This window comes from Burkholderia sp. MR1-5-21, from assembly GCF_053427715.1.
The window spans coordinates 1-25,152 of record NZ_JBSAXD010000020.1 but is presented as its reverse complement, the minus strand read 5'-3'; the positions used below and the strand labels follow the sequence as shown (position 1 = coordinate 25,152).

23 protein-coding genes are annotated in these 25,152 nt (G+C 67.5%); 9 read left to right on the top strand and 14 right to left on the bottom strand.

The genetic code is table 11. The features are described from left to right. Positions 1 to 48: 48 nt before the first annotated feature. A complete protein-coding gene (gene dsdC / locus ACV229_RS25010; RefSeq protein WP_448085785.1) occupies positions 49 to 990 on the bottom strand; it encodes a DNA-binding transcriptional regulator DsdC in 942 nt (313 codons plus the stop codon). Between the two features lie 115 nt (positions 991 to 1,105). Further along, on the bottom strand, positions 1,106 to 2,161 hold the full coding sequence (locus ACV229_RS25005) for a D-serine ammonia-lyase (protein ID WP_448085784.1): 1,056 nt from the start codon (positions 2,159 to 2,161) through the stop codon (positions 1,106 to 1,108). Positions 2,162 to 2,165: 4 nt separating this feature from the next. On the opposite strand from ACV229_RS25005, the gene ACV229_RS25000 reads away from it, so the two are divergent. The 3 genes from ACV229_RS25000 to ACV229_RS24990 all read left to right on the top strand — a co-directional run bounded on the left by ACV229_RS25000 (position 2,166) and on the right by ACV229_RS24990 (position 4,825). Further along, positions 2,166 to 2,453 carry a hypothetical protein gene (locus ACV229_RS25000; protein ID WP_448085783.1) on the top strand — a complete coding sequence of 96 codons (288 nt, stop codon included), beginning with the start codon at positions 2,166 to 2,168 and terminating at the stop codon, positions 2,451 to 2,453. A 473-nt stretch (positions 2,454 to 2,926) separates the two neighbouring features. Continuing rightward, a complete protein-coding gene (locus ACV229_RS24995; RefSeq protein ID WP_448085782.1) occupies positions 2,927 to 3,739 on the top strand; it encodes a DinB family protein in 813 nt (270 codons plus the stop codon). A 186-nt stretch (positions 3,740 to 3,925) separates the two neighbouring features. After that, a complete protein-coding gene (locus ACV229_RS24990; RefSeq protein WP_448085781.1) occupies positions 3,926 to 4,825 on the top strand; it encodes an alpha/beta hydrolase in 900 nt (299 codons plus the stop codon). A gap of 130 nt (positions 4,826 to 4,955) precedes the next feature. Here ACV229_RS24990 and ACV229_RS24985 read toward each other — a convergent pair whose 3' ends face one another. Beyond that, positions 4,956 to 5,186 (bottom strand): hypothetical protein, encoded by a 231-nt coding sequence (locus tag ACV229_RS24985; RefSeq protein WP_448085780.1) that lies wholly within the window; start codon positions 5,184 to 5,186, stop codon positions 4,956 to 4,958. A gap of 490 nt (positions 5,187 to 5,676) precedes the next feature. After that, the gene (locus ACV229_RS24980) at positions 5,677 to 6,588 is read right to left on the bottom strand and encodes a hypothetical protein (protein ID WP_448085779.1); all 912 of its coding nucleotides are present in this window, start codon (positions 6,586 to 6,588) and stop codon (positions 5,677 to 5,679) included. A 79-nt stretch (positions 6,589 to 6,667) separates the two neighbouring features. Here ACV229_RS24980 and ACV229_RS24975 point away from each other — a divergent pair, with 79 nt between their 5' ends. After that, positions 6,668 to 7,006: a helix-turn-helix domain-containing protein gene (locus ACV229_RS24975; RefSeq protein ID WP_448085904.1), complete on the top strand. Its 339-nt coding sequence runs from the start codon at positions 6,668 to 6,670 to the stop codon at positions 7,004 to 7,006. A gap of 310 nt (positions 7,007 to 7,316) precedes the next feature. Here the strand turns inward: ACV229_RS24975 and ACV229_RS24970 are convergent, their stop codons facing one another. The 9 genes from ACV229_RS24970 to ACV229_RS24930 form a co-directional block, all read right to left on the bottom strand. After that, positions 7,317 to 7,754 (bottom strand): ExbD/TolR family protein, encoded by a 438-nt coding sequence (locus ACV229_RS24970; RefSeq protein WP_448085778.1) that lies wholly within the window; start codon positions 7,752 to 7,754, stop codon positions 7,317 to 7,319. Next, positions 7,751 to 8,518 (bottom strand): MotA/TolQ/ExbB proton channel family protein, encoded by a 768-nt coding sequence (locus tag ACV229_RS24965; RefSeq protein WP_448085777.1) that lies wholly within the window; start codon positions 8,516 to 8,518, stop codon positions 7,751 to 7,753. Before ACV229_RS24965 ends, ACV229_RS24970 begins: the two co-directional genes overlap by 4 nt. Positions 8,519 to 8,532: 14 nt before the next feature. Then, on the bottom strand, positions 8,533 to 9,354 hold the full coding sequence (locus ACV229_RS24960; RefSeq protein WP_448085776.1) for a TonB family protein: 822 nt from the start codon (positions 9,352 to 9,354) through the stop codon (positions 8,533 to 8,535). 136 nt (positions 9,355 to 9,490) lie between these two features. Beyond that, positions 9,491 to 10,630 carry a pyrroloquinoline quinone biosynthesis protein PqqE gene (gene pqqE, locus ACV229_RS24955; RefSeq protein ID WP_448085775.1) on the bottom strand — a complete coding sequence of 380 codons (1,140 nt, stop codon included), beginning with the start codon at positions 10,628 to 10,630 and terminating at the stop codon, positions 9,491 to 9,493. Position 10,631: 1 nt separating this feature from the next. Then, complete coding sequence (pqqD, locus tag ACV229_RS24950; protein WP_448085774.1) at positions 10,632 to 10,913, bottom strand: pyrroloquinoline quinone biosynthesis peptide chaperone PqqD; 282 nt, start codon at positions 10,911 to 10,913, stop codon at positions 10,632 to 10,634. Further along, positions 10,910 to 11,629, bottom strand: a complete 720-nt coding sequence (pqqC, locus tag ACV229_RS24945; protein WP_448085773.1) for a pyrroloquinoline-quinone synthase PqqC — start codon at positions 11,627 to 11,629, stop codon at positions 10,910 to 10,912. The genes pqqD and pqqC overlap by 4 nt, the downstream gene beginning before the upstream one ends. Before the next feature lie 2 nt (positions 11,630 to 11,631). Beyond that, positions 11,632 to 12,555, bottom strand: coding sequence for a pyrroloquinoline quinone biosynthesis protein PqqB (gene pqqB, locus ACV229_RS24940; RefSeq protein ID WP_448085772.1), 924 nt, complete (start codon positions 12,553 to 12,555; stop codon positions 11,632 to 11,634). A 73-nt stretch (positions 12,556 to 12,628) separates the two neighbouring features. After that, complete coding sequence (pqqA, locus tag ACV229_RS24935; protein ID WP_006485436.1) at positions 12,629 to 12,703, bottom strand: pyrroloquinoline quinone precursor peptide PqqA; 75 nt, start codon at positions 12,701 to 12,703, stop codon at positions 12,629 to 12,631. A 326-nt stretch (positions 12,704 to 13,029) separates the two neighbouring features. Beyond that, positions 13,030 to 15,060 carry a sigma-54-dependent Fis family transcriptional regulator gene (locus ACV229_RS24930; RefSeq protein WP_448085771.1) on the bottom strand — a complete coding sequence of 677 codons (2,031 nt, stop codon included), beginning with the start codon at positions 15,058 to 15,060 and terminating at the stop codon, positions 13,030 to 13,032. 348 nt (positions 15,061 to 15,408) lie between these two features. On the opposite strand from ACV229_RS24930, the gene ACV229_RS24925 reads away from it, so the two are divergent. After that, positions 15,409 to 16,416 carry an alpha/beta fold hydrolase gene (locus ACV229_RS24925; protein ID WP_448085770.1) on the top strand — a complete coding sequence of 336 codons (1,008 nt, stop codon included), beginning with the start codon at positions 15,409 to 15,411 and terminating at the stop codon, positions 16,414 to 16,416. Positions 16,417 to 16,596: 180 nt separating this feature from the next. Here the strand turns inward: ACV229_RS24925 and ACV229_RS24920 are convergent, their stop codons facing one another. Further along, entirely contained in the window at positions 16,597 to 18,987 is a 2,391-nt protein-coding gene (locus ACV229_RS24920) for a TonB-dependent receptor (RefSeq protein WP_448085769.1), read from the bottom strand. Positions 18,988 to 19,426: 439 nt separating this feature from the next. On the opposite strand from ACV229_RS24920, the gene ACV229_RS24915 reads away from it, so the two are divergent. The 4 genes from ACV229_RS24915 to ACV229_RS24900 all read left to right on the top strand — a co-directional run bounded on the left by ACV229_RS24915 (position 19,427) and on the right by ACV229_RS24900 (position 24,863). Next, positions 19,427 to 21,148 (top strand): methanol/ethanol family PQQ-dependent dehydrogenase, encoded by a 1,722-nt coding sequence (locus ACV229_RS24915; RefSeq protein WP_448085768.1) that lies wholly within the window; start codon positions 19,427 to 19,429, stop codon positions 21,146 to 21,148. Between the two features lie 119 nt (positions 21,149 to 21,267). Further along, entirely contained in the window at positions 21,268 to 22,476 is a 1,209-nt protein-coding gene (locus ACV229_RS24910) for a c-type cytochrome (RefSeq protein ID WP_448085767.1), read from the top strand. 97 nt (positions 22,477 to 22,573) lie between these two features. Next, positions 22,574 to 22,888, top strand: a complete 315-nt coding sequence (locus tag ACV229_RS24905) for a high-potential iron-sulfur protein (protein ID WP_448085766.1) — start codon at positions 22,574 to 22,576, stop codon at positions 22,886 to 22,888. Beyond that, positions 22,854 to 24,863 (top strand): sigma-70 family RNA polymerase sigma factor, encoded by a 2,010-nt coding sequence (locus ACV229_RS24900; protein WP_448085903.1) that lies wholly within the window; start codon positions 22,854 to 22,856, stop codon positions 24,861 to 24,863. Before ACV229_RS24905 ends, ACV229_RS24900 begins: the two co-directional genes overlap by 35 nt. Positions 24,864 to 25,152: the final 289 nt, after the last annotated feature.

Below are 25,152 nucleotides of genomic sequence, written 5' to 3'. Positions count from 1 at the left end.
CGTCCGCGCCGTGGCAGGTCATCCCCCCGCCCCGGCCTGCCCGCCGCTTCAGGCGGCCGCGCCTCGCTTGTCGTTCAACCATGCGACGAATACGGATGTGCGCAGCGGCATGGCCGGCATCGCAGGGCAAACCACGTAGTAGCTGTACGGGCTGCGCTGGGAAAACGCGCCGAACGGCAGAACCAGTTCGCCGCGATCGATCCGCTGTTGTACCAGCCGCTGCCGCCCGATCGCGATACCGACGTGGTTCAGGGCCGCACTGACGCACAGGTCCGACTGGTCGAACGTAAAGCTGCGCTCCGGCAGCGCGACGTCCGGCAGGTTGTGACCAGCCCATAGCGCCCACTCCGCATCGTGCGACGCATGATTCCACGCGAGCGAATCGTGCAGCAGCGTGCAGCCGGCGAGGTTTTCCGGGTGGTCCCATAGCGCGTGGCTGTCGGCATACGCCGGGCTGCAGACGGGGGCCATGCGCTCGTCCATCAGCTGGTGGCTGACGAGGCCAGGAAACTCGCCGTTCGCGTAGTCGATCGCGACGTCGATGTTCTGCGTCCGGAAATCGATGTTGTCGTTTCCCACCCGCAGATCGACCGACAGGCCCGGGTACTTCGCCGCGAATTCGGCGAGCTGCGGCACCAGCCAGCATTGCGCCACAGACGGGCGAGCGTAGACGGTAAGACGCCCGTCGACGGTTTCGTCGCTCGTCGGCTCGAGCGCCTCGGCAAGTTCGTCCATCGTGCGCTGCAGGATCCGGAACAGGCGTTCGCCTTCCGGCGTCAGGGAAATCTTCCGGGTCAATCGTTCGAACAGCCGCATGTCGAGCGCGCGCTCAAGGCGCCGGATGCGATGGCTGACCGCGCTCGCGGTCAGGCACAGCTCGTCCGCCGCACGCAGAAAGCTCATGTAGCGCGCCACGGCCAGAAACGTATGCAGGTTCGCGAACTGACTGCTGTCGAGCCGATGAGCAAGCCGTGGCGGCAGGTTGTACATGAAGTCCACTCCCCTTTGTCGTCTTGGTCACGCTATTCCCGCATGGCTCGCGCACGGACGATGCGGGAACGGCTGCGGAACGACGCCTTCCGCATCCGGCCCGCGGCCTTGTCCGTCAGCCCCGCAAAGCCTGCCGCCCTTTGGACAGGTACGCGGACATTTCCGCTTCAGGCACCATGCTGCCCCCGGTCGCCCACGCAACGTGCGTCGCATTGGCGAGAACGTCCGGCGGCATTTGCGCATGCGGATGGCACGTTTCCCGGTCCCGGGCATGCACACGCGCGATGCCCGGCACACCGGCCAGGGCCGAGGGCTCGAGCCGGATCCCCTCCTCCCGCTCGAGCAGCGCGAGCAATGCGAAGAGCTCGTCGTCGCCGACGGTCAAGTACCCGTCGACGAGCCGCTGCATCGCCTTGCCGACAAATCCGGACGGCCGCCCGACGGCGAGCCCGTCCGCCGCGGTCACGTTGTCGATGCCGAAATCCTGCACCGAGACGGCGTCGTGCAACCCCGTGCAGACGCCAAGCAGCATGCACGGCGAATGCGTCGGCTCGGCAAACAGGCAGTGTACTGCGTCCCCGAACGCGAGCTTCAGACCGAACGCCACACCGCCCGGCCCCCCGCCGACACCGCACGGCAGGTAGACGAACAACGGATGCCGGGCATCCACGACAACCCCGGCGGCGGCCAGCTGCAACTTGAGCCGCTCGGCGGCCACCGCGTACCCGAGGAACAGGTTCGTCGAGTTTTCATCGTCGATGAAATGGCACGCCGGATCCTGTGCCGCCTGTCTACGGCCCTCGGTCACCGCCGCGCTGTAGTCCGACGCATGCTCGACCACGGTCACGCCGTGCGCGCGCAGCATGTCCTTCTTCCAGCGGCGCGCGTCCGACGACATGTGAACGGTGACCTGGAAGCCGAGCGTCGCGCCCATGATGCCGATCGACAGTCCGAGGTTGCCGGTCGATCCGACGGCGATCCGGTAGTTCCGGAAAAAGGCGCGCGACGTGTCGCTGTCGAGCGTCGAATAGTCGTCGCCGTCGTTCAGCAGCCCGTTCGCGAACGCGAGATCCTCCGCATGCTTGAGCACCTCGTAGATGCCGCCGCGCGCCTTGATCGAGCCGGAGATCGGCAGTTCGCTGTCGAGCTTGAGCCACAGCCGGCCCGGCAACGCGATGTCGTACCGGTTCCGCGAGCGCCGCTTGCAGGCGCGGCACGGCGCGGATCGGCGACTCGATGATGCCCTGCGCGGCTTCGGTCCGAGGAAACACGCGGGCAATGTATGGCGCGAACCGCGCGAGCCGGGCGCTCGCGTCGTCCACGTCGCGCTTCGTCAGTCCGACGTCGGGCAGCGCTTCGGCGGCAGGCCGCACGGCAGGGTTGAACCAGGTCGTTTCCTCGAGCGCGACCAGATCCCGAATGAGCGGATGGCTTTCCAGCCACTGTCCGACGGATTTTCCTGAAATCATGAATCGTTTCCTTGTTTCGGTGCGAACAGCCGGTCAGTGCACGAGGCGCGACAACGCAGCGGCATTCCGGCGCAATCATGGGCGCCCGGGGCACGCCGACGGTGTCCTCTCGTGCGCGTCCGACAGGTGAACGCCGAGATGTTCATCGCTCCGGCGGAACGCGGAATCCGCCACGCGGTCGAGCTTCCGGAGTCGCGACGCCCGGATTTGACCTGCAAATCTCCGGCGCGGCAAAGGATGAATCGTCAGCCGACGGGTGATGCCAGTTCATCCGTCGGTTCCGGCAGGCAATGGCGAAGGCGACTCACGCGGACAGGCGGGCGGTTTTGCCCTCTTGCCGGACACTGGGAACACACCCGCCGGACGCCGCCGCGCGGATCCCCAGGGCGGAGCCGGCATCGGCAAGTTGACGGATGCCTGCCGAGTAACGTATCGTTTTGATACGTTACTAAACGAGGCCACCCACGATGCATTCCCGTTTCGACCGTTTCCGTACGACGCCGCTCGGCGCACAGCTCGAGGCGCTGATCGAGCAGCCCGAGCGCTACATCGAATTCGCGGCGCTGTCGCGCGTCGGCGTCGCCGCGATCGGCGCGATCCAGGACGAGATCGCGCAGAAATTCCCGGAAATCGCCGCCGACACGACCGCTCGCCAGTTCTGTGGCGCAATGGTCGCCGACGTGATGCGGCGCCGCGGCCATGACGTCGTGCAGGCGCGCGGCCGGATCGGCGGCGCGCTGTTCAGCTACGGCGCGGTGTTCAGCCAATATCCGCAGCGCTTGCCGTTCGCGGACGTCGTCGCCGCGCTCGCCCGGATGCCCGATACGCTCGCCGCGGCCGTCGCTCGCGTGCCCGTGCCCCTGTGGACGCAGCGCCCGGACGGCACGGGTTTCTCGCTGGTCGAGCACGCGTGCCACCTGCGCGACCTCGACGCGGTCTTTGCCGAGCGCATCGACGCGGTGCGCACCGCGGACCTGCCGGTGATCGCGTCCGTCGACGGCACCGCGCTCGCCGCAGCGCGCGACTACCTGCATCAGGACCTCACGGCGGCGCTCGACGCGTTCCGCGGCGCGCGGCAGCGGCTGTGCGCGACGCTCACGACGCTGGACGCAGCGCAGTTGACCCGCTGCGGGCTGCGCGACGGCATCCGCCGCATGTCGCTCGACGACCTCGTGCGCGAGCTGCTCGACCACGACCGCACGCACGGCCTCGAACTCGACGAACTGCTCGCCGAACTGAACCTGCCGCCCGCCACCGACGAAACGACACTGCCCGCATGAATCCGCTCACGCCGGTCGTCGCCATCCACGGCTTCATCGGCACGTTCGACATGCCCGGCTGGCGCGGACCGCACGTCGCGCCGGCTGACAACCCGTAGGGTCTGCAGAAATTTGGTTGAAAGGCGCCCTTGCTAGAGTCGGTTCGCATGGGGTTTCCGAGGAGGCCTGCCCGTCAGGCGGACACGAATGCGACGATTGACGACCATAGCGCGCGCCTTTTGGCTGGTCCTGCTGCTGGCCGTCGCCGGCCCCGCCTGCGCATTCCAGTCGCGGGTCGTGGCGATTCCGAGCGAGACGATGCGCGAAACGTTCGCGGCGACGGTCGTGTTGCCCGATGCATACGTGCACGGCAGCCGCACCGAGCGCTTCCCGGTGGTCTACGCGCTGCACGGCTCGGGCGGCGACCATACCGACTGGACGTCGAACACGCGGATCGGCGAGCTGGCCGACCGCTATCACGTGATCCTCGTGATGCCCGACGGCGGCCACGAGAGCTGGTACATCGACAGCCCGTTCGATTCGGGCAGCCGCTATGAAACCTTCGTCGGCAAGGAAGTCGTATCGTACGTCGACGGGCATTTCCGCACGATTGCGGCAAAACACGCACGCGCGATCACCGGGCTCAGCATGGGTGGCTTCGGCGCGCTGCGCATCGCGCTCGACGAACCCGGCACGTTCGGCGCGGTCGGCAGCATCAGCGGCGCGGTCGATCCGCGCAATTGCGAGGACGAACCGGGCATCGACCACGTGTTCGGCGATCCCGGGCGACACCCGTCGTTCTGGAACCGCAACGCGATCATCGAAAGCGCCCGCACGTTCATGCACGCGCATATGGACCTGACGATCGATTGCGGTCGCGACGATTCCTTTGTCGGCTCGAACCGCACGCTGCACGAGCGGCTCATCGCGCTCGGCGTGCCGCACGACTACGCGGAGCGGGCCGGCGGCCATACGTGGGATTACTGGGCGAACGCGATCCGCTATCAGGTGCGGTTCTTCGCGACGTCGTTCGAGCGCAGTGGTTACGCGTTCCACCATCACGCCGACGTCGCGAGCCACGCGGCCGATACGCCGCACGCGGGCTGACACCCGTCATGCAGCGGCAATGAATGCGTCGTATGACGCCGTACCGTGTCGATTGCGTGAAGGCCGGTTCGATTCGACCGGCACGAGGACGTGAACGCGTCGATCGTTGCGATCGACGCGGGTAGTGGAATCAGTTGCGCTGCTGCGCGTCCGTGTTCACCACGCGATCGAAATATTCCTGCGCACGCGCGAGTTCGTCGAGCGCACGATCGAGCCGGGACATCGCCATTGCATACTCGACCGACGATGTTTCATCGTCGGCCTCGCCGCGCACCGCGCGAAACGCCTGATCGACGTTGCGCGTCGCCTCGACGAAGCGTTGTGCGGCCCAGGCTTCTCGCGAACGGATGTGGGTCGACATCGACACTTCTCCCTCAGGTTGCTGTGTGAAGCAAGCCGACGCTCAGTGTGCGTGGTGCGCATGGCGACGGCATGACCAACTGCCAACTGCCTGTCGACATATCGGCCGCCGCGCGAGCGCGCTTCGTGCCGATTGTCTCTCTGCGCTCGTCGATCCGCCACGACGAGATTGCAACAATGTCTTGCGCGAACCGGAACGGCTGTCGCGCGTGCGCGTGTGATCCGCGCTTCTTTTCCCCTGCTTCTGGCTTCTGGCTTCTGGCTTCTGCCTTCTGGCTTCTGGCTTCTGGCTTCTGGCTTCTGGCTTCCGGCTTCCTGCTCCTGCTCCTGCTCCTGCTCCTGCTCCTGCTCCTGCTCCTGCTCCTGCTCCTGCTCCTGCTCCTGCTCCTGCTTCTCGCCTCTCGCCTCTCGCCTCTCGCCTCTCGCCTCTCGCCTCTCGCTTCTCGCGTCCTTCTCCAGCGCCCTGCTCCTTCAACCGTCGAGCACGCGCGTCACGCGCGGCCGACGCGCGGATGCGTCATTCCGCCGAACGCTTCCGGCTCGCCCGGCGACAGGTCGAACAGATCCTGCGTGAGGCTGCGCGCGTGCTCGGCAGCAGGCCGGCTGCGCAGGCGCGCCGCATGCGACGGCGCGACATACGCCGCCGCGGTTTCGATCGGCGGAACATCGAACAGGTCGCGCGTGAACCCGCGCACGTCTTCCGTCGACGAGCGGCCACGCAGACGCGTGACCAGTTCGACGAACCGGTCGAAGTCGCCGTCGCGGGTCGCCTTGTTTACGTCCGCGAGATCGCGCGCCTTCAGCACGCTCGGCTGCGCGAGCCGCACGAAATACGGCGCCTCGAGCTCGACCGACAGCGCGAGCGGATAGCTCTTGCCGGCCTGCTCCGCGCCGCGCGCGCCAGTCCGGTCCGCGCAATCGACGACCACCGCGCCTTGCGCGGCGCCAAGGCGCTTGCCCGTGCTCACGCTGCGCAATTGGTCCGGATACACGCGCAGACGCGTGCCGATCGTCAGCGCAGTGGATGACGCACACACCAGCGCGTAGTGCTGCTCGCGCGGACGGCCGGACGGCAGTTTCGCGCGGCTCGTGATGAACGTATGCGGCGGCAGTTGCCGCACCTGGCCGCCCGCATCGACCCACGCATTCCACAGCAGCACGTTGCCGCGCCCGACCATGCGCGTGCGCGCCGCGACCGGCGAGAACAGCGCGAGCAGCGAGCCCGTGCGATGCGCGGCGACCTGCGCGCTGCTGCCGAGCGGCTGGTTGATCCCCCACAGAAACCGTCCGCCCCCCAGCCGGCGCTCCCATTCCTTGCGGAGCACCACGGTGGCGAGCTCTTCGCCGGACTCGGTGCCGATCTTGGTCCAGCAAAACGTGCGAGGGAGGTGTTTCAGCGTCATCAACTTTCCAGGGGTGCAGCAGCTTGCCAGCTTCAGCAAGTCATTCAATATCCGTAACTGTATAGGTATAATGCATGACATGGAAGGCCCAGACCAAGATTTTCCCGTTGAAGACCTGTTGCGCCGATTGGCGGCGGATACCCGCTCGTCCAGCGAAATTGCGCGACTTTCCGGGGTCAGCCAGCCAACCGTGTCGCGTCTTCGGCAGTCGAACGGGCGCCGCCTGCGCCGCAGCGCGCCATTCAATAAGCTATGCACTTTCTACGGCGTCGACGTGCACCCGTCGCGCCGCCGCTACAACGAATTGCTGCGCGACGCGATCGTCGACGCGTGGGACGGCTCGGACGAGCACGGGCGCGCGCTGCTGGTCGTGATCCAGGGATTGAAGGACCTGCAAGGCAAGGCCGACGACGGTTGACGTCACGGGTCGGCTCGCCGGGTGCGGCGGCTTGCAGTCAGCCGCGCATCGAGTGGGCGCGAAACGACATCACGCGGGCGGTGACGATCGAGGTCGTCACCGCCCGCGTTGCATCGTGAGAGGGAAATGCGCGTTCGTTGCCGGGGAGCGCGCGGCGGCAGGCGTCAGCGCCCGGTCACATGTTTGGCTCGGCCAGACGGCGCTCCTTGCTCCTCGCACGCGCCCGAAGGAAGTCGTCTTCAGGGACGACCGGCAACGCACATTCGCAAGCCCGTTATCAGCGTGAACAGGCCCTAAGGGAATTGCCAGGTTACGGGCGCGCGGATTGCCGGGGCGAGCCAGGATCGGTGACGAAGCCGATCTTCGTGAGGCCGGCGGCTTGCGCAGCGGACAGCAACTTCGCGACGCCGTCGTAGCGTGCCGCGCGATCCGCCGACAGACGCAGTTCAGGCTGCGGCATTGCGCGGGCCGCGGCCGCGAGCCGCGCGCGCAACTCGGTGTCCGGGATCGCCTGCGCATCCCAGCTCACGCGGCCGCTTGCATCGATTGCGACATCCACGTGCGGCGTGCGCAGATCCTCGCGCTGGCTGCTCGCATGCGGCAACGCAATACGCGCGGCGTGATGCAGCACCGGCAATGTCACCATGAATACCACCAGCAGCACGAGCATCACGTCGATCAGCGGCGTCATGTTGATGTCGGCTGCGAGCGCCAATCCGTCCTCACGGTCGTCGGGTCCGGCGTTCATGCGCGTGCTCCTGCGACGGCCGGCTGCGCTTCGGTCGACATGGCGGTTGACGTATCGGTCGACGCATCGGTCACCCGGTCCGGCCGCCCCGCGGTCGCGGGACCGCTGCCCGTCAGCAGCAACAGGTGCAGCCCGTGTGCGAAACGGTTGAGCCGCGCGACGATATCGCGCGACAGCCGCGCCAGCGTGTTGTAGCCGAGCACGGCGGGGATCGCGACGCACAGCCCGAACGCCGTCATCACGAGCGCCTCGCCGACCGGCCCGGCCACCCGGTCGAGGCTCACATCGCCGGCCGCGCCGAGCGACAGCAGCGCGTGATAGATCCCCCAGACGGTACCCAGCAGCCCGACGAACGGCGCGGTGCTGCCGATCGACGCGAGCAGGCCGAGCCCGCGCTGCATCCGCGCCGCCGATTCGTCGACCGATGTCTTCAGGCTGCGCGACAGCCAGTCGCTCGGGTCGATCCGGTCGTGCAGCCGGTGCCGGCTCGCTTCGTGATGCGCGATCGCCGCTTCACCCGCGCGCACGAGATCGAAGTACGGCATGCCCGGCCCGCCGAACCCGCGCATCCCGCCGGCCATGCCGTCGGCGTCCCAGAAGCGCGCTTCCGCGCGCGCCGCGCGGCGCCGGATGCCGACGAGTTCGATCACCTTGATCACGATCACCGTCCACGACGCGATCGACATCGCGACGAGCAACAGCGCAACCGCACGCGTCATCGGGTCGCCTTGCGCCCACAAATGGCTGATTCCATAGTCCGTCATGATGAAGTGTCCTGTCACTCGTCGAGATTGAACGTGATCGGCGCGCGCGCCCGTGTCGGCATCGGCGCACCGTTCTCCACATGCGGCGCGCAGCGGCTCGCCAGCACCGCTTCGCGCGCCGCCGCATCGAGACGCGGATAGCCGCTGCCGGTCACGACACGCGCGGCGACGACCCGGCCTGTTGCATCGGTCTCCAGCTCGACGAGCACGGTGCCGTGCTCGCCCATGCGCAGCGACTGCGGCGGGTAGTCGGGTTTGGTCAGCGCGCATTCGGGATGCGCGACGAAGCGCGGTGTCGCGGGGGCTTGGGCTTGAGCTTGAGCTTGGGCTTGGGCTTGGGCTTGGGCTTGGGCTTGGGCTTGGGCTTGGGCTTGCGTCTGCGTCTGCGTCCGCGCCGCATCGTTTCGCGGCACACCGTGTCGCTCGGCTTCGGCGGCGCCAGGAACCGGCCGCGACGGTGCAGGCGCGTCATGCACCAGCGGCCGGGCTCGAGCAGGTACGGTCGGCTTTGTCGCTGACAACTCGCTGCTCGCCGACGGTCGGGGCACGGACATCGCGCGATGCATCGCACGCGACGCTGCTGGCGACTCCGCCGCTGTCGCAGTCACTGTCGAAGTCTCAGGCGTCGGCGCAATCAGCGCCGCCACCATTACCTGCCGCTGCACCGGCACGCTACGCACGACCTGTTCGCGTGCAAGCAGCACAAACACACCCACATGCAGCACGCACACACCCGCGACGACCGACGCGACGCGCATCCTGCGATGACCCGCGCGACCGCTGAAGACGTCGCTCGCCCCGGCGGCCTCTCGCACATCGAAGGCAGCGGTGCTCATCGCAAGCCCCGTCCCGCGTTCGCCAACCCTCTCGCCTGCGCACGAACTCGCCGCCATGAAGAGGACTGCATATCGATCGTCCCGATATCCATCGCTTCGCCTCGTTCGCTCCCGCCGTCGTCGTCGCCGTCTGTCGTCAGCCGTCGCACGCCGCCCCGCATTGCGCGAGTGAATTCTCCTTGCTGCGAAAGATCAGCGGCTGTTCGTCGCGCGGCGCGGTTCGCCGCGCGAATTGCACCGCCTGCTCGACCTGGCCGTGATGCGCGGACTTCGCACACACCGGATCGGCTTCCTTCGGATCGCCGGCCAGCAGGTACGCCTGGCACCGGCATCCGCCGTGATCCGCATGCCGCTCGTCGCATGTGCGGCACGGCTCGCGCATCCAGCCGTCGCCGCGAAACGCGTTGAATGCGTCGCTGTCGTACCAGATCTCCTTCAGCGACCGGTCGCGCACGTTCGGCAGCGCAAGCCCCGGCAGCGACCGCGCGGCGTGGCACGGCAGCGCGATGCCGTCCGGTGCGACGCCGAGAAACACCGAGCCCCAGCCGTTCATGCACGCCTTCGGGCGCTGCTCGAAATAGTCGGGCACGACGAACAGGATCCGGCAACGCTCGCCGACCAGCTTCCGATAGCGGTTGACCGTTTCCTCGGCCTCGCGCACCTGTTCGACGGTCGGCATCAGCTGGTCGCGGTTCAGCATCGCCCAGCCGTAGTACTGCGTGTTCGCCAGCTCCAGGTAATCGGCGCCGAGATCGAGCGCCATCTCGATGATCTGGCCCACGTGCGGCAGGTTGTAGCGATGCAGCACGCAGTTGAGCACCATCGGGTAGCCGTGCGCCTTGATGAGCCGCCCGACGCTGCGCTTCAGCTCGAACGTGCGCGTGCTGGTCAGGAAGTCGTTCAGCTCGCGCGTCGAGTCCTGCAGCGACAGCTGGATGTGGTCGAGCCCGGCGGCCTTGAGCCGCTCGATGCGCGACGCGTTCAGCCCGATGCCCGACGTGATCAGGTTCGTGTAGAAGCCGAGCCCGCGCGCATGCGCGACGAGCGTCTCGAGGTCGCCGCGCTGCAGCGGCTCGCCGCCCGAGAAGCCGATCTGCGCGGCGCCGAGCGCGCGCGCGTCGCGGATGACCGCGCGCCACGCGTCGGTATCGAGCTCCGCGCCGTGCGTCGCGAAGTCGACGGGGTTGTAGCAGAACGCGCAATGCAGCGGGCAGCGGTACGTGAGCTCCGCGAGCAGCCACAGCGGCGCGGACGGACGGGAAGTGTCGGGTGCCATGTCAGTCGAGCCAGCCGCGCAGTCGCGCATGATCGAGGAAGCGGTAGACGTCAGCCGCGAGATCCGACTGGCTGAACAGGCGCTCGAGTTCGCCGATGATGTCGTCCAGTTCGCGCGTGCCGTCGCAGCGCGCGAGAATCTCGCCCGCGCTCGGGTTGAGCTTGACCATCCCTTCCGGATAGAGGAGCACGTAGGCATCCTGGGCCGCCTCCCATTGCAGGCGGTACATGCCCCTCAGGCAGGGGCGCAGCGGCACGCCGCTGGCGGCTTCGATCGCGTTCATGCGGGATAGGCCCTTTCGACGGCGTCGAGCATCGACCATAGAATGTCGAGCTTGAATTGCAGAATGCCGAGCGCGCGCTGCTGCGCTTCCGGCGTCGTGAAATGCTGCAGCGTGACCGCGAGCCCGTGCTCGACGTCGCGCTGCGCGAGCGGCACGCGGCTGCGGAAGTAATGCAGCCCGTCCGGCTCGATCCATGGGTAATGCGACGGCCAGCCCGCGAGCCGGTCGAGGTGGATCTGCGGCGCGAACATCTCCGTCAGCGACGAGCACACGGCTTCCTGCCAGGGCGCGCGCCGTGCGAAATTGACGTACGCGTCGACCGCGAAGCGCACGCCGGGCAGCACGTGTTCGAGCGACCACAGCTCGGCGCGATCGACACCGCACGCCTCGCCGAGCCGCACCCACGCCTCGATGCCGCCTTCGTTGTCGCCCTGGCCGTCGTGGTCGATCAGCCGCTGGATCCACAGCCGCCGCGTGTCGCGATCGGGGCAGTTCGACAGGATCGCCGCATCCTTGAGCGGGATGTTGATCTGGTAGTAGAAGCGGTTCGCGACCCAGCCGCGAATCTGCTCGGGCGAACACGCGCCGCTGTTGAGCCGCCGGTTGAACGGGTGATGGATGTGATAGCGCGATTCGAGCGCGTGCAGGCGCGCCTCGAATTCGGCAGGAGTCCATGGCGTTGCGTGCAACGCCGTAGCGGGGATCGGTGCGTTCATCGTCATACCTCGAATTGCATGCCGTCGTGCGCGACGTCGATGCCATGCGCGCGCAGGCGCGCGTGCTCGGCGGAATGCGGGTCGAGAATCGGGTTCGTGTTGTTGATGTGCGTGAGCACCTTGCGCGTGCGCGCGGGCAGCACGTCGAGCCAGTCGATCATGCCGGGCTGCCCGTGTTCCGCGCACTGCGCGAGATGCCCCATGTCGGCCGCGTGCTTGCTCGACAGGCCGAGGTCGATCATCTCGGTGCCGGTCCAGAACGTGCCGTCCACCAGCACGAGATCGGCGCCGTCCATCGCCGCGCGCACGTCGTCGGTGACGGCAGCGAGACCCGGCGCATAGAACGCGCGCCGGCCGCTCGCGACGTCTTCGATCGACAGCGCGATGTTGTCGCCGGGCGCGGCCGACGCGCGCCGCGGCGAATAAGGCGGCGCCTTGCTGTCGACAGGAATCGCGGTGAAGCGGATCCCGCGCGCCGCCGGCACCGTGAACGGCTCGTCGAGCGCGATCGTGTGCGCATCGACGCCGCAGTAGTGGCCGAGCAGCGGCACGAGCGGCAACCCGGTCGACAGGTCGTCGAGCACCGGCGCGCTCGCGTAGAGCGGCAGCGGCGTCGAACGCTCGCGCAGCATCAGCAGGCCCGTCACGTGATCGATCTGCGCATCACACAGCACGACGGCGGCGATTCCGCTGTCGCGGATCGCGCGCGCCGGCTGCAAATCCGGATCCGCGCGCAACTGGGAAAGAATGTCGGGCGACGCGTTGACGAGGACCCAGTCGATGCCGTCGTCGCTGACCGCGATCGACGACTGCGTGCGCGGCATCACGTGGCCGCTTCCGCTGCGCGCGCGGCGACAGTTCGCGCAATTGCAGTTCCATTGCGGCAGGCCGCCGCCGGCTCCCGAGCCGAGTATCTTGATCTTCATGGGCGTCAGCTCCCGAGGCCGCCCGCGTCACCCGCGGCAAAACGGGCGGCACGGGCAGCGCATCGCGCGGCGATCAGCGGTTGGCGATGTACATCGTGATTTCGAAGCCGAAGCGCAGGTCGGTGTAAGACGGGGTCGTCCATTGCATGATGTGTCTCCTTGTTGAGTTGGTGAGTCGCGTTGGTGAGTCGAACAACCGCTGCAATCCGGCGGTCGATTCCTCTTCAGCAAGGAGCGTGCCGATGTCGTACTTTGCCCGCGCGACGCCGGCACATCGCCGTCACCCGGGCACCGGGATGGAATTCTTACGAATAGCCGACAGAACGCGCGCGCATGCGATCCGCCGCCCCGGCGGCACGACACGCGGGGGCGGTGACAGGTGTTGAATCGTTGAACACCGGTGTTGCAACGGGTGTTGCAACTTGACACACCGGCTGTGACGGATCGCGTGGCCGCTATTGCGCGGCCTGCGCGTCAGCTTTCGTCGGACGGGTGGCGGTCCGCATCGGCCGCCGGCATCTTCCGGTAGATCGTGTTGCGCGAGACGCCGAGCGCGCGCGCGGCGGCGGACACGTTGCCGCCATGACGCGCCAGCGCGGCGGCAATCGCGGACGCGGCGACGTCCTGCAGACGCGCGTCGGCGGGCGGGATCGGATCCGCGGCGCACGGTGCGGCGGACAGTGCGGCGGACGAATCGTGCGCGGCCTGCTCGGCCTGAGCATCGCCGCGCCGCAGGTCATCGAAGAAATCGTCCGGCAAATGCTCGCGCCGGATCTCGCCATCGTCGTCGACCATCGCCGCCGCCGTGCGCAGCAGGTTGCCGAGCTGGCGGAAGTTGCCGGGCCACGTGCAGCGCACGAACAGCGCCATCACGTCCGGCGCGACGGACAGCGGCGGGCAGTCGGGGCCCGCAAACGCTTCCCGTTGCAGCATCTTCTGCACGACGACCGCGAGATCCGTGCGGTCGCGCAGCGGCGGCAGGCGCACCACGAGGCCGTTCAGCCGGTAGTAGAGATCCTCGCGGAAGCGGTTCTGCGCAATCATGTCGCGCAGGTCGCGGTGCGTCGCGCAGATGATCGCGATGTCCACGGCGATCGTCTTCGTCGACCCGAGCGGGTTGACGAGCCGCTCCTGCAGCACGCGCAACAGCCGCACCTGCAGCGGATACGGCATGTCGCCGATCTCGTCGAGGAACAGCGTGCCGCCGTTCGCCTGCAGCAGCTTGCCGATCGCCCCCTTGCGGCGCGCGCCGGTGAACGCGCCCTCTTCGTAGCCGAACAGCTCGGATTCGATCAGCGTCTCCGGAATCGACGCGCAGTTGACCGCGACGAACGGCCCGTCGCGCCGCGGCGAGTCGTTGTGGATCGCCTGCGCGAGCAGCTCCTTGCCGGTGCCGGTCTCGCCGGTGATCAGGATCGGAATGTCCTTGCCGATCACCTTGCGCACCTTCGCGATCACGCACGCGACCTGCGGATCGCCGGTGTCGAGATAGTTGAGCCGCGACAGCCCCGCCGATGTGCCCGGCATCGGGGCCGGCACCGCGCTCACGCGCGCGGCCGGCGCGCCTGCGTCGTGGACGTCCGTCGGCCGACTGCCTTCGGCGAGCGTCGCGCGCCGGAAGCGCACGCGCGCGCAGACCACCGCGCCATTGCCGAGATTCAGCATCAGGTGCGGGTCGGTACTGGCGCGCATGCGGTCGATCAGCTGCGCGCTCGTGATGTCGAACAGCGACGACAGCGTGTGCGCGCGCAGCGCGGCGAGCGGCATGCCGAGCTGGAACTGCGCGCTGCGATTGGCCGACAGGAAGCGGCCGTCGGCGGTGAACGCGACGATCCCCTCCATCAGCGTGCCGAGGAACTCGGGACGGCCATGGAACGACACCTGCAGCGTTTCCTGAAAGGTCGTCGTGAACAGATGATTCTCGATCATCTGCACCGACATCTTCGCGAGCGCCATCGTGTGCTGGTGATAGCTGCGGTGGTCGCCCGTCACGTCGAGCACGCCGATCGCGTCGCCGTACGGGTCGAGGATCGGCACGCTCGAACAGGTCAGGAAGCGGTTCGCGGCCAGGAAGTGCTGGTCGCCGTGGACGACCATCGGGCACAGCTCGGCGAGCGCCGTGCCGATCGCGTTGGTGCCCTGCCGGTTCTCCGCCCAGTTCGCGCCCGGGCGCAGCGCGACCTTCTCCGCGCGGCGCAGGAAGTCGTCGTCGCCGATCGAATGCAGGATCAGGCCTTCCGCGTCGGTCAGCACGATCATGCTCTGCGTGTTGACGATCTGCTCGTGCAGCGTCTCCATCACCGGCATCGCATGCACGCACAGCACGCGGTTCTGCTCGCGCTTCAGGACCAGCCCCGCGCTCGACAGCACGTCGTAGTCGGGGCGTGCCGATACCTGCAGGCCAAACGTCTCGGACCGCTCATGGGCTTTCTGGATCGACGGTGCGGGCCAGCCAGCGGGATGCGCGGCCCGTGATCCGGCCGCCTGATCTGCGTCATCGCGCATTGTCTCCTCCGGGGATCCTTCCGGTCATCTGCCGGACTCTTTGCCGTCATTGCAAGCAAGCATCGGGCCACGCGAGCGTCGCGGCGCGGATGGACGCTCCTGTGACGGTCATGCAGCGCAAAATGAAAGTTTGATGTAAGGCATCGACCAGTCGTGCTCACGCTTGTCGAGTCGCCGGACAGGTCGGCCTTCGTGATACAGCGATTGCAAGGCTCGCGGCTACCCGTGCGAATCCCGATCTTCGCGGCTGGCGTGATTCTGGCTTTGCTCCAGATCAAGCCCGGCAGTTGCTCGGACGCACACGCGGCCGAGTGACGGCTGTCCCTATTTCGCTCAAGCCACAACGACATGACGCCTGCCCCGATTCGAGCCATATCGTCGCCCGCGATGCCGGGGTCGTCTGCCGCGCCTGCCGCACCCGTTCACCGGCGCCTGCACCGCGACGCGCAGTCGATCGCGTTTGCCGTAGCCGGCGCTGCGCACGGCCACCCGGTCGTCGTACTGCACGGCGGGCCCGGTAGCGGCAGCCAGGCCGGCATCCTGCGCCTGTTCGACCTGACGCGCACACGCGTCGTGCTCGTCGACCAGCGCGGCGCGGGCGCGTCCGCGCCGCGCGGCGGCACGCGTCACAACAGCACCGCTCGGCTGATCGGCGATCTGGAGGCGGTGCGCGAGCAGCTCGGCATTGCGCGCTGGGGCGTCGTCGGCGGATCGTGGGGCGCCGCGCTTGCGCTCGCGTATGCGGGCACGCATCCCGCGCGGGTGACCGGCGTCGTGCTGCGCGGCCTGTTCCTGACATCGCCACGCGAAGTCCGCCGCCTGTTCACGACGTCGCGCACGCGCGCGCCCCGCGAATGGCGGCGCCTGTGTGTGGCAGCCAACTGCAGCCAGCCGGATCGTCTGCTGTCGTGCTGCGCGCGGCGGCTGCGTCCCGGCGCGGGCGCGGCCCGGCAGCGCGCGGTGGCGCTCGCGTGGCGCGCGTACGAAAACGCCGTCCTCGCATCGCCGCAAACGCGCCGCTCACCCGCGCACGCGATCCGCTCGCACAAGATCGTCAGCCGGCTGGTCGACAAGTACCGGATCCAGGCGCGTTACCTGCAGCGCGATTGCTGGCTCGGCGAACGCCACGTGCTCGCGCTCGCACGTCGGGCGGCAGATGCAGGCGTGCCGCTGTTCGCCGCGCACGGGATGCACGATCCCGTTTGCCCGGTCGGCAACGTCGCCCGCCTCGCGCGTGCCGCGCCCGAGGTCGAGATCGAGCGCGTGCACGCCGGACATCTGGCAAGCGACCCGGCGTTGGCACGCAGCGTCGCCCGCGCGGTGCGTGCAATGTTCGCGGCGGCGCCGTTCACATGACAGCGCATCTCGCACGGCCGGGCGCCTGCTCACGGAGCACCGGCAACGAGCGTCGGCTCCCAGCGTCGCGCGCGGCGCATGCGATGTTCGCGGCAGCGCTGTTCACGTGACGGTGCAAGCCGGGCACGGCCCGGCGCCTGTTCACGCCGTGACCCGACAACAAGCGCAGCCGCGCAACACTCAATCCCACGCATAACGCACGCCGACCCACGCGCCACGCGGCGCGCCCGGTCCGACGAACTGTTCGTTGACCGGATTCGCGCCGTCGAACGTGTGATTCGGCCCGTTGAAGAAATTCTGGCCGAGCACGCCGAAGCTCGCGTAGCGTTTGTCGAACAGGTTCGTCACGCTCGCGAACACCTCGAACCGCTTCGTGATCCGATACCGCATGTCGAGATCGACGAGCACGTAGCCCGCGATCTTGCCGTTCACGTCCTGGTTGCTCTCGTCGCCGCGCGCGTACACGCCGCTGCGCCACGTGACGTTCGCGCCGATGTCCCACGCGGGCGTCGCCGCGTAGTCGAGCCGCAGCTTCACCGTGTGCGCGGGAATGCCGGGGATATGGTCGCCCGGCTTGACCGTCACGTTGCCGTTCGCGTCCGCCGCCGAGTTCGCCGGGCTGTGTTCGGTCCACGACGAACGGTAGGTCGCATCGACATAGCTGTACGAGAGCCCGACGCCGAGCCGGCCGAGCTGCGTGCGGCCCGCGAGTTCGATGCCCTGGCGCCGCGTGTCGCCGACATTGCGGAAATAGCCCTGCGCACTCGCGGGACTGCTGATGAACTGGATGTCGTCCGTCAGCGTCGTACGATAGGCGGCGGCGCTCCAGGTCGTCGCGGCACCGATGCGGCCGCGCGCGCCGACTTCGAACGTCTTCGAGATCACCGGCTTGAGCGCCGGGTCGGCGATGAAGTCGTTCGGCAGCGAACACGGCGCGGCGGGGTCCGCGCACGCGAGCTCGATCGCGGTCGGCGAGCGCATCCCTTCGTTGTAGGTCGCATACGCGGTGAAACCCACGACCGGGTTCCAGTTGAGCCCCACCGCCGGGTTGAAGCGCGAGAACGTGTGGTTGCCGTCGAGCAGCGGCTGCACGCCGCTCTCGTCGCCGATCTGCGACTTCGACCAGTCGTAGCGGCCCGACAGCGTCAGCGTCCAGTGCGGTGTCAGCGACAGCGCGTCGCTCAGGTACACGCCGAAGTTCGCATTGCGCGTCTTCGCGTTCGTCTGCTGGACGAAATCGCCGACGCCGATCGCCGCGCGCGTGTCGGTGAAATACGCATCCTGCGACGACGCGACGTAGCTCGAGTTCGCGAAATCGGCCGCGACGCCCGCGATCAGCTGGTTCGCCATCCCGCCGAGCTTGCCGAGCAGCGTGAGCTGCAGGCTGCCGCCGTAGCTGTCGGTGACGATCGTCGATTGCGCGTTGGTGCCCTGCACCGTGTCGACCGTGCCGTCCTCGCCGACCGATCCGAAATCGGTGTTGTTGTTGCTGCTGAGGTTGCTGTTGCGTAGATGCCGGTAGTACGCGTTGCCGCTCAGCTCGACGTGCTCGCCGAAAAAGCGGTCGCCCGACAGCGTCACGTATTCGGCGCTGTTGCGGTTCAGGTCCGGATACGTATACGCCTGCTTCCGGTTGTCGAGGAACGAGCGCGGGATCGTCTGGGTGCCGTACAGCGTGTTGTCCGCGCCGCCCGCGGAGATCGACAGCGTCGTGTCCGCATCGGTGTAGCGCAGCTTGCCGAACGCCTGCCGCACGCGGCTCGCGTTGTGGTCCGCCCAGCCGCCGTCGTTCGCGACGTTCGCGGTCGCGTAGTAGTCGAGGTTCGAGCCGATCGTGCCGCCCTGCTCGATGTCGGCGGTCTTGCGGCCCCACGAGCCGCCCGACACTTCCGCTTCGCCGCCCGGATTCGACTTGCCGTTCTTCGTCGTGATCGCGAGCGCGCCGCCGAGCGTATTGCGTCCGTACACCGGATTGGAGCCCGGAATCAGCTGCATCCGGTCGATTGCCTGCGTGGGCAGGATGTCCCAGTTCACGACGTCGCCGAACGCCTCGTTCACGCGCACGCCGTCGACGAATACCGACAAGCCCTGCGGCGTGCCGAGCAGCGGCGACGCGGTGAAGCCGCGATAGTTGACGTCCGTCTGGTACGGGTTGCCCTGCGCTTCCGAGATCGTCACGCTCTGCAGGTTCGCGGCGAAGAAATCGGTCAGCGTCAAGCGATGCTGTGCGTCGAGCTCCGCCGCGCGCACCGTCTGCACGTTCGCCGGCACCTTCGACAGCGGCGTGCCGATTCCGAGCAGCGGCGTCGTGCCGACGACAACCACCGCAGGCAGCGTATCGGCCGACGTTTGCGGCACGGCTGCGGCCGGCGGCGCGGCGCCGGCGGGCGTCGCAGCAGGCCCCACCGTGGCAGCGCCGCCCGCATTCTGCTGCGCGCGCACGCCGGCCGGCGACAGTCCGAACAGCGCGATCGCGCCGAGTGTCGAGCCGAAAATCGCGCTGACTTGCCGCGCGCGCCGGCCGCCTTGCATCGCGTTGCGCCGCCCGACTGCCTTTGGCCTCCTGATCATTTCCGTTGTCTCCGTCTTTATGTTCCGCCGTATCTTGCTGTGCGACGCGCGGCGATATGTTGCCGCGAAGCGATCCTGCGAGAACCGTGCCAGCACCGCCAGCGCGGCGCGCGCAAGCAGCGCCGCCCACGCCGCCACCGTTTCCGTGCGACGTGCGCATGCGGCGGCGCACGTGTCACAGGCGCCGTGTCACCTGTCATGTTTGGCAACACCTCGCGCATCGCGGTGTACCTGAATGCAACACCTTCGTTGACGCCGTTGCGCAATGCCTCCGACGCCGCGCGGCGCGCGATACGCCCGTGTGCCGAACCGTGCGGCCTTCGCCGCGCGATGGCATGCGACTTGCGTGAACGGCAGCGCACTCGGCCCGGAACCCCACACCGTGCCGGCGCGACGAACCGTTCGCGGCGGTGCGACCACAATGACTCAGGAGACAACCATGAAGAAACTCTCGGCTTCAGCGAGCCGGCTGGCGACGATCGGAATCGCGGTGGCTGCCGCCGTCGCGCTGAACCCCGGCCTCGTCGAGGCGGCCGCGGACTACCCGGCCGTGACCTACCAGCGGCTGACCGATGCGCACACCGATCCGGGCTGGCTGACCTACTACCGCACCTACGACGGCCGGTCGCATTCGCCGCTCAAGCAGATCGACACGTCGAATGCGAAGGATCTCAAGCAGGTGTGGGCCTACAAGTTCCCCGCCGACCTGAAGCAGGGCTTCGAAGCGACGCCGATCGTCAACGGCAACTATCTGTTCGTGACGACGCCGAAGGACAACGTCTACGCATTCGATGCGAAGACGGGCAAGCAGCTGTGGAAATACGAGCCGAAGCTCGGCCCGGCAGCGTTCAAGACCGCGTGCTGCGACGTCGTCAACCGCGGCGTCGCGCTGTACGGCAAGAACGTCTATGTCGCGATGCTGAGCGGCGAAATCGCGGCGCTCGACGCGCAGACCGGCACGCTCGTGTGGAAGAAGCAGATGTTCGAGCCGGGCCTCGGCTACTCGTTCTCGCTCGCGCCGCTCGCGCTCGACGGCGCGATCGTCGTCGGCACGTCAGGCGGCGAGTACGGGATTCGCGGCTACATCGTCGCGCTGAATCCGGAGAATGGCTCGGAGGTCTGGAAACGCTACACGATCCCGGCTTCCGGACAGAAGGGCTCGGAAACCTGGCCCGACGGCATGCAGGATCACGGCGGCGGCGCCGCGTGGCTGACCGGCACGTACGACGCCGCGTCCCGCACGCTGTACTGGGGTGTCGGCAACCCCGGCCCGTGGCTCGCGGCGCTGCGCCCCGGCGACAACCTGTATTCCGACTCGCTGCTCGCGCTCGATGCGAAGAACGGCAACCTGAAGTGGCACTATCAGTACACGAACCATGACACGTGGGACTACGACGGCGTGAACGCGGCGGTCCTCGCGGACATCAAGTACAAGGGCAAGGACTACGACGCGATCATCCACGCGGACCGCAACGGCTTCTTCCACGCGATCGACCGCACGACCGGCAAGCTGATCTATGCGACGCCGTTCGTGAAAGCGTTGTCGGTCACCGGCTACACGGCTGACGGCAAGCCGATCCAGGACGAATCGAAGTTCCCGAAGGCCGGCACGACGATCGAAACCTGCCCGAGCTTCCTCGGCGGCAAGAACTGGTGGTCGATCTCGTACGACCAGGAACGCAACATCGCGGTCGTGCCCGCGCTGCACGCGTGCATGAGCCTGACCGGCAAGTCGGTCAGCTACATGGAAGGTCTGCCGTATCTCGGCGAAGGTTTCGAGATCAAGCCTGAACCGGGCAGCGAGGGCTACGGCGAACTGACGGCAATCGACGTGAATACCGGCAAGAAGCTGTGGAGCCACTGGTCGAAGAAGCCGTGGAACGGCGGCGTCGCGACCACCGCGAGCGGCCTCGCGTTCAGCGGCTCGCTCGACGGCCACCTGTACGCGTTCGACACGGCGACCGGCAAGGTGCTCTGGGAGAGCCCGCAGCTCGCGAGCGGCATCATTTCGCAACCCTCGGTGTATGAGGTCGACGGCAAGGAATATGTCGCCGTGCTCGCCGGCTACGGCGGCGCGAACCCGATCTGGGGCGGCCCGATGGCCGACATCGCAAAGGATGTTCCGCGCGGCGGCACGCTCTACGTGTTCGCGCTCGACTGATCGGGATGAAGCCTGTTCACAAGCCCGTCATTAGCGTGAACAGGCCCCAGGCCCCGGTCGCGCCCGCATGCGCCCGATGCGGGCGCGACACCCCAACAGCTTCAACCGGACAAACGATCATGAATGCTCGCCTCACTCCCCTTACCGTCGCCAGTCTGCTCGCCGTGGGCGTGGCGCTGACACCGGCAGCCGCGTCGGCCGGCGTACGCATCTGCACGCTGCCCGGCAGCCCGACCACGGCGCTCGACAAATCCATCGCGCGCGAAGTGTTCCGCACGGCGGGCATCGCCGCATCGTTCAACAAGCGCGGCGTCGACGACGATGGCGGCGACGACGGCATCTCCGCCAGCGAACTGAAGAAGTCGCTCGAACGCGATTGCGATGTGATCGCCGGCTTCCCGCGCTCGGAGATCGCCGATGCGTCGGGGTCCAGAATGACGTTCTCGCAAGGCTACCTGCGCTCCGGCTATGTCAGCGTTTCGCTGCGCGACGCGCAAGCATCGTCCGGCGCCAAGGAAACGATCGCGGCCACGTACGGCAGCCCTTCGCAGCTGATCGCCGCGCAGCAGACGAACGCCCGCTTCGATCTCGAAAACACGAGCGAGAAGACGATCGGCGCACTCGCCACCGGCCGCGCACAGCGCGCAATCGTCTGGTATCCGAGCGTCGTCGCGTATCAACACGCGCACCCGCAACAACGGCTCCAGGTGGCGGCGACGTCGTCGCCGTACTCCGACTGGCAGCTGTCGTTCGCATTCGGGCCGGGCAAGGAAGCACTGCAGAAGCGCATCGACGCGACGCTGTCGCGGATGAACGGCAACGGCCGTCTCGCCGCGCTCACGCGCGGCTGGGCCCTTCCGGAAACGGTCGCGCAGGCGATCGGGGCGCCAGCACCCGGCCGTTTCCTCGACGGCTCGGTCGCATCCGCGCAACCGCAGCCGGCAAAGAGCGGCTTCATCAAGGTTTCGACCACCGAAGGCAGCGACATACCGTCGTTCGACCAGGCGCAGGTGCAGCATGGCAAGAAGGTCTATGCCGACGCCTGCGCGAAATGCCATGGCGACCAGCTCGAGGGCAATACCGCGCCCGCACTGAGCGGGGAAGCCTTCGCTCCCGAAGGCAAGTCGCATATCACTGTCGGCGGTGTGTTCCAGTACATGTCGAACAACATGCCGGCCGACCGCCCCGGCAAGATGACGGCGCAGGAATACGAGGATCTGATGGCGTTCCTGCTTTACTCGAACGGCTACGATCCCGCGAAGAGCAAGCTGACCGCCGATATCGCCAACGCGTCGAAGGCGCCGCTCGTCGCCGGGCCGCGCAAGTAACGCCCCCTCCCCCCTTGTTTCGCTCGATTCGCCGCGCCGGGAAGCATTCCCGGCGCGCGGGCAACCTATTTCTTTTCATTTCATTCAGGAAAACGACATGACCTCCCGCAATCGCAGAACCTTCATCATTCAGACGGCCGGCCTGTGCGCCGCGCTCGCGGCCGGCACCCGTGCATTCGCGGCAGCGCCGCTCGTCGACGAAAACGATGCAGCCGCGAAGACGCTCGGCTACCGCGCGAAGGCAACGACCGTCGACGCGGGCAAGTTCCCGAAGTACCAGGCGGGCCAGACGTGCTCGAACTGCCGCTTCTACAAGGCCGCCGAAGGCGAGTCCTCCGGCACGTGCCCGATGTTCGCGGGCAAGGCGGTTGCCGCTGATGGCTGGTGCAACGTCTATGCAAAGCGTGCTTGAGCGCGAGCGCGGGCACGACAGCACGCCGCGCGACGGTGCGGACGCCGATCGCACGGCGCATCTGCATGCGCTGATCGCGCTGGGCATCGATCGCGGATACGTGACCCGCGGCGAAATCGTCGATGCGCTGCCCGACGATGCCGCCGAAGGCGCGGATTTCGACGCAGCCGCGTCGATGCTCCACGAGTTGGGCATCGAGATGCGCGAGCATGCCGACTCGCGCACCGCGTGGACGCTCGATCGCCATTTCGCGCAAGCAACGGACGTGACGGAAGTGTCGGAAGTGACGTCGCGGCTTGCCGGCGCGTCGGCGCCGCTCGCGCCCGCCGATCTGCTCGCAAGCCGCACGAACGACCCGGTCCGGATCTATCTGCGGGAAATGAGCGCCACACCGCTGCTCGAGCGAGAAGAGGAGATCGCGCTCGCGCTTCATCTGGAAAGCGGTCGCGCAGCATGCATCGAGGCACTGAGCCGCGATCCGGCTGCGCTCGACGTCATCGCGTCGATCGCCGGCGATATCCGGTCGGGTAAGGCAGCGGCTTCGGTCTACGTGACGGGGTTCGTTGGTGACCCCGAATCGCATGCGGGTTTGTCCGCCGATATCCCCGCCGCTTCGTCCACCGATTCACCCTCCGAATCACCCGTCGATTCAGCCACCGATTCGCCCATCGATTCGTCCACGAATTCGCCCGGGAATGAACCGACGCCCGATTCGACTACGGATTCACCCGCACTGACGGGCGAAGCCGACCTCTCGCCGGACAACCCGGTGTGGCGCGATGCCGTCGCAGAATCACTCGAGCGCGCCGGTGCGCTTGCGTCGGCGATGCATCGCGCATTGCGGTCCGACGGCTTCGCCTCGGCCGGTTACCGGTCGCTGATGCGCGAGGCCGCCGCGCTGACCGGCAGGATCCGCTTCACCGCGCGTGCAATCGAACGTATCGGCGACACGATTCGCGAACGCGCAACGCAAGCGCGCAAGTTCGAAAAACGCATCGTCGAAACATGGGCCGAATCGGGCCTACGTGCCGAATCGCCGCACCGCGACCTCCTCACGCCGTGCAACGACGTTCGTGCATGGCTGCACGCATGCATCGCCGCGCATCCCGGCTGCGGCGCTGCCCTCGCCCGCCACGCACCGGCACTGATCGAAGCACGAACCGCGCTCGCGCACCTCGCCGGCCAGTCGGCCCTGCCGCTCGACATCGCGATCGCGATCGACGCGCGTCTGTCGCGCATCGATCGCGCGATTCAGCCCGCGAGAAAGAAGCTGTTCCAGAGCAATCTGCGGCTCGTCGTATCGATCGCCAAACGGTATCCCGATCGCGGCTTGCAGCTTCTCGACCTGATCCAGGAAGGCAATATCGGCCTGATGAAGGCCGTCGATCGCTACGACCACCGGCGCGGCTTCAAATTCGCGACGTATGCGACCTGGTGGGTCCGGCAGGCGATCACGCATGCGATCGCCGATCAGGGCCGCACGATACGCGTGCCCGCGCATACGGTCGACGCGATCAACAAGCTGTCGCGGCTCGCGCGAACGCATGCGCAACAGACCGGCCATGCCGCCGACGCGCCGTCGCTCTCCAGGCAGATGCGGCTGCCGGTCGACAAGGTGCGCGAACTGATGGGCATCGTGCGCGAGCCGATCTCCGCCGACATGCCCGTTTCGTCCGAGCACGACCTGACGTTGACCGACGTCGCGATCGACCACGACACGCCGACCCCTGAAGAGTGCGCGAGCGCCAGCCAGCTTCGCGATGCGGTCGCGGCGCTGATCGACCGCCTGCCGGCTCGCGAAGCGTGGATTCTCCGCTTGAGGTACGGCGTCGACGTCGAAAACGAGTATTCGCTTCGCGAAATCGGCCGTCAGCTGAACCTGTCGGCCGAGCGCGTTCGCCAGATCGAGGCGTCGGCGCTCGAACGGATCCGGCAATTCGAGCACGCGCCGGCGCTTCGATCGTTGATCGCCTGACGCCGCCGCGCGACCCCGTTGTCCGAACGCGACCTGCATCGGACGACCGTTCATCCTCACTGCCCCACGCCGGTTGTTGAGGACTGCAACAGAGCGTGCTGCATTTCTGAACGACATGCCGCATCGCTACCCTGCCCGCAGCATCGTTCGCTCGGTCTGATCGACCGAATCGGACGCTGCTGCCGTGACTTTCGCCGAATGTGTTCATCGATCGCCCATGCTGGCATGCATGTTGCGTTTTATCTGTCGAACGCAGTCCTACACGAAACAATGGAGACATCCTTGTCCA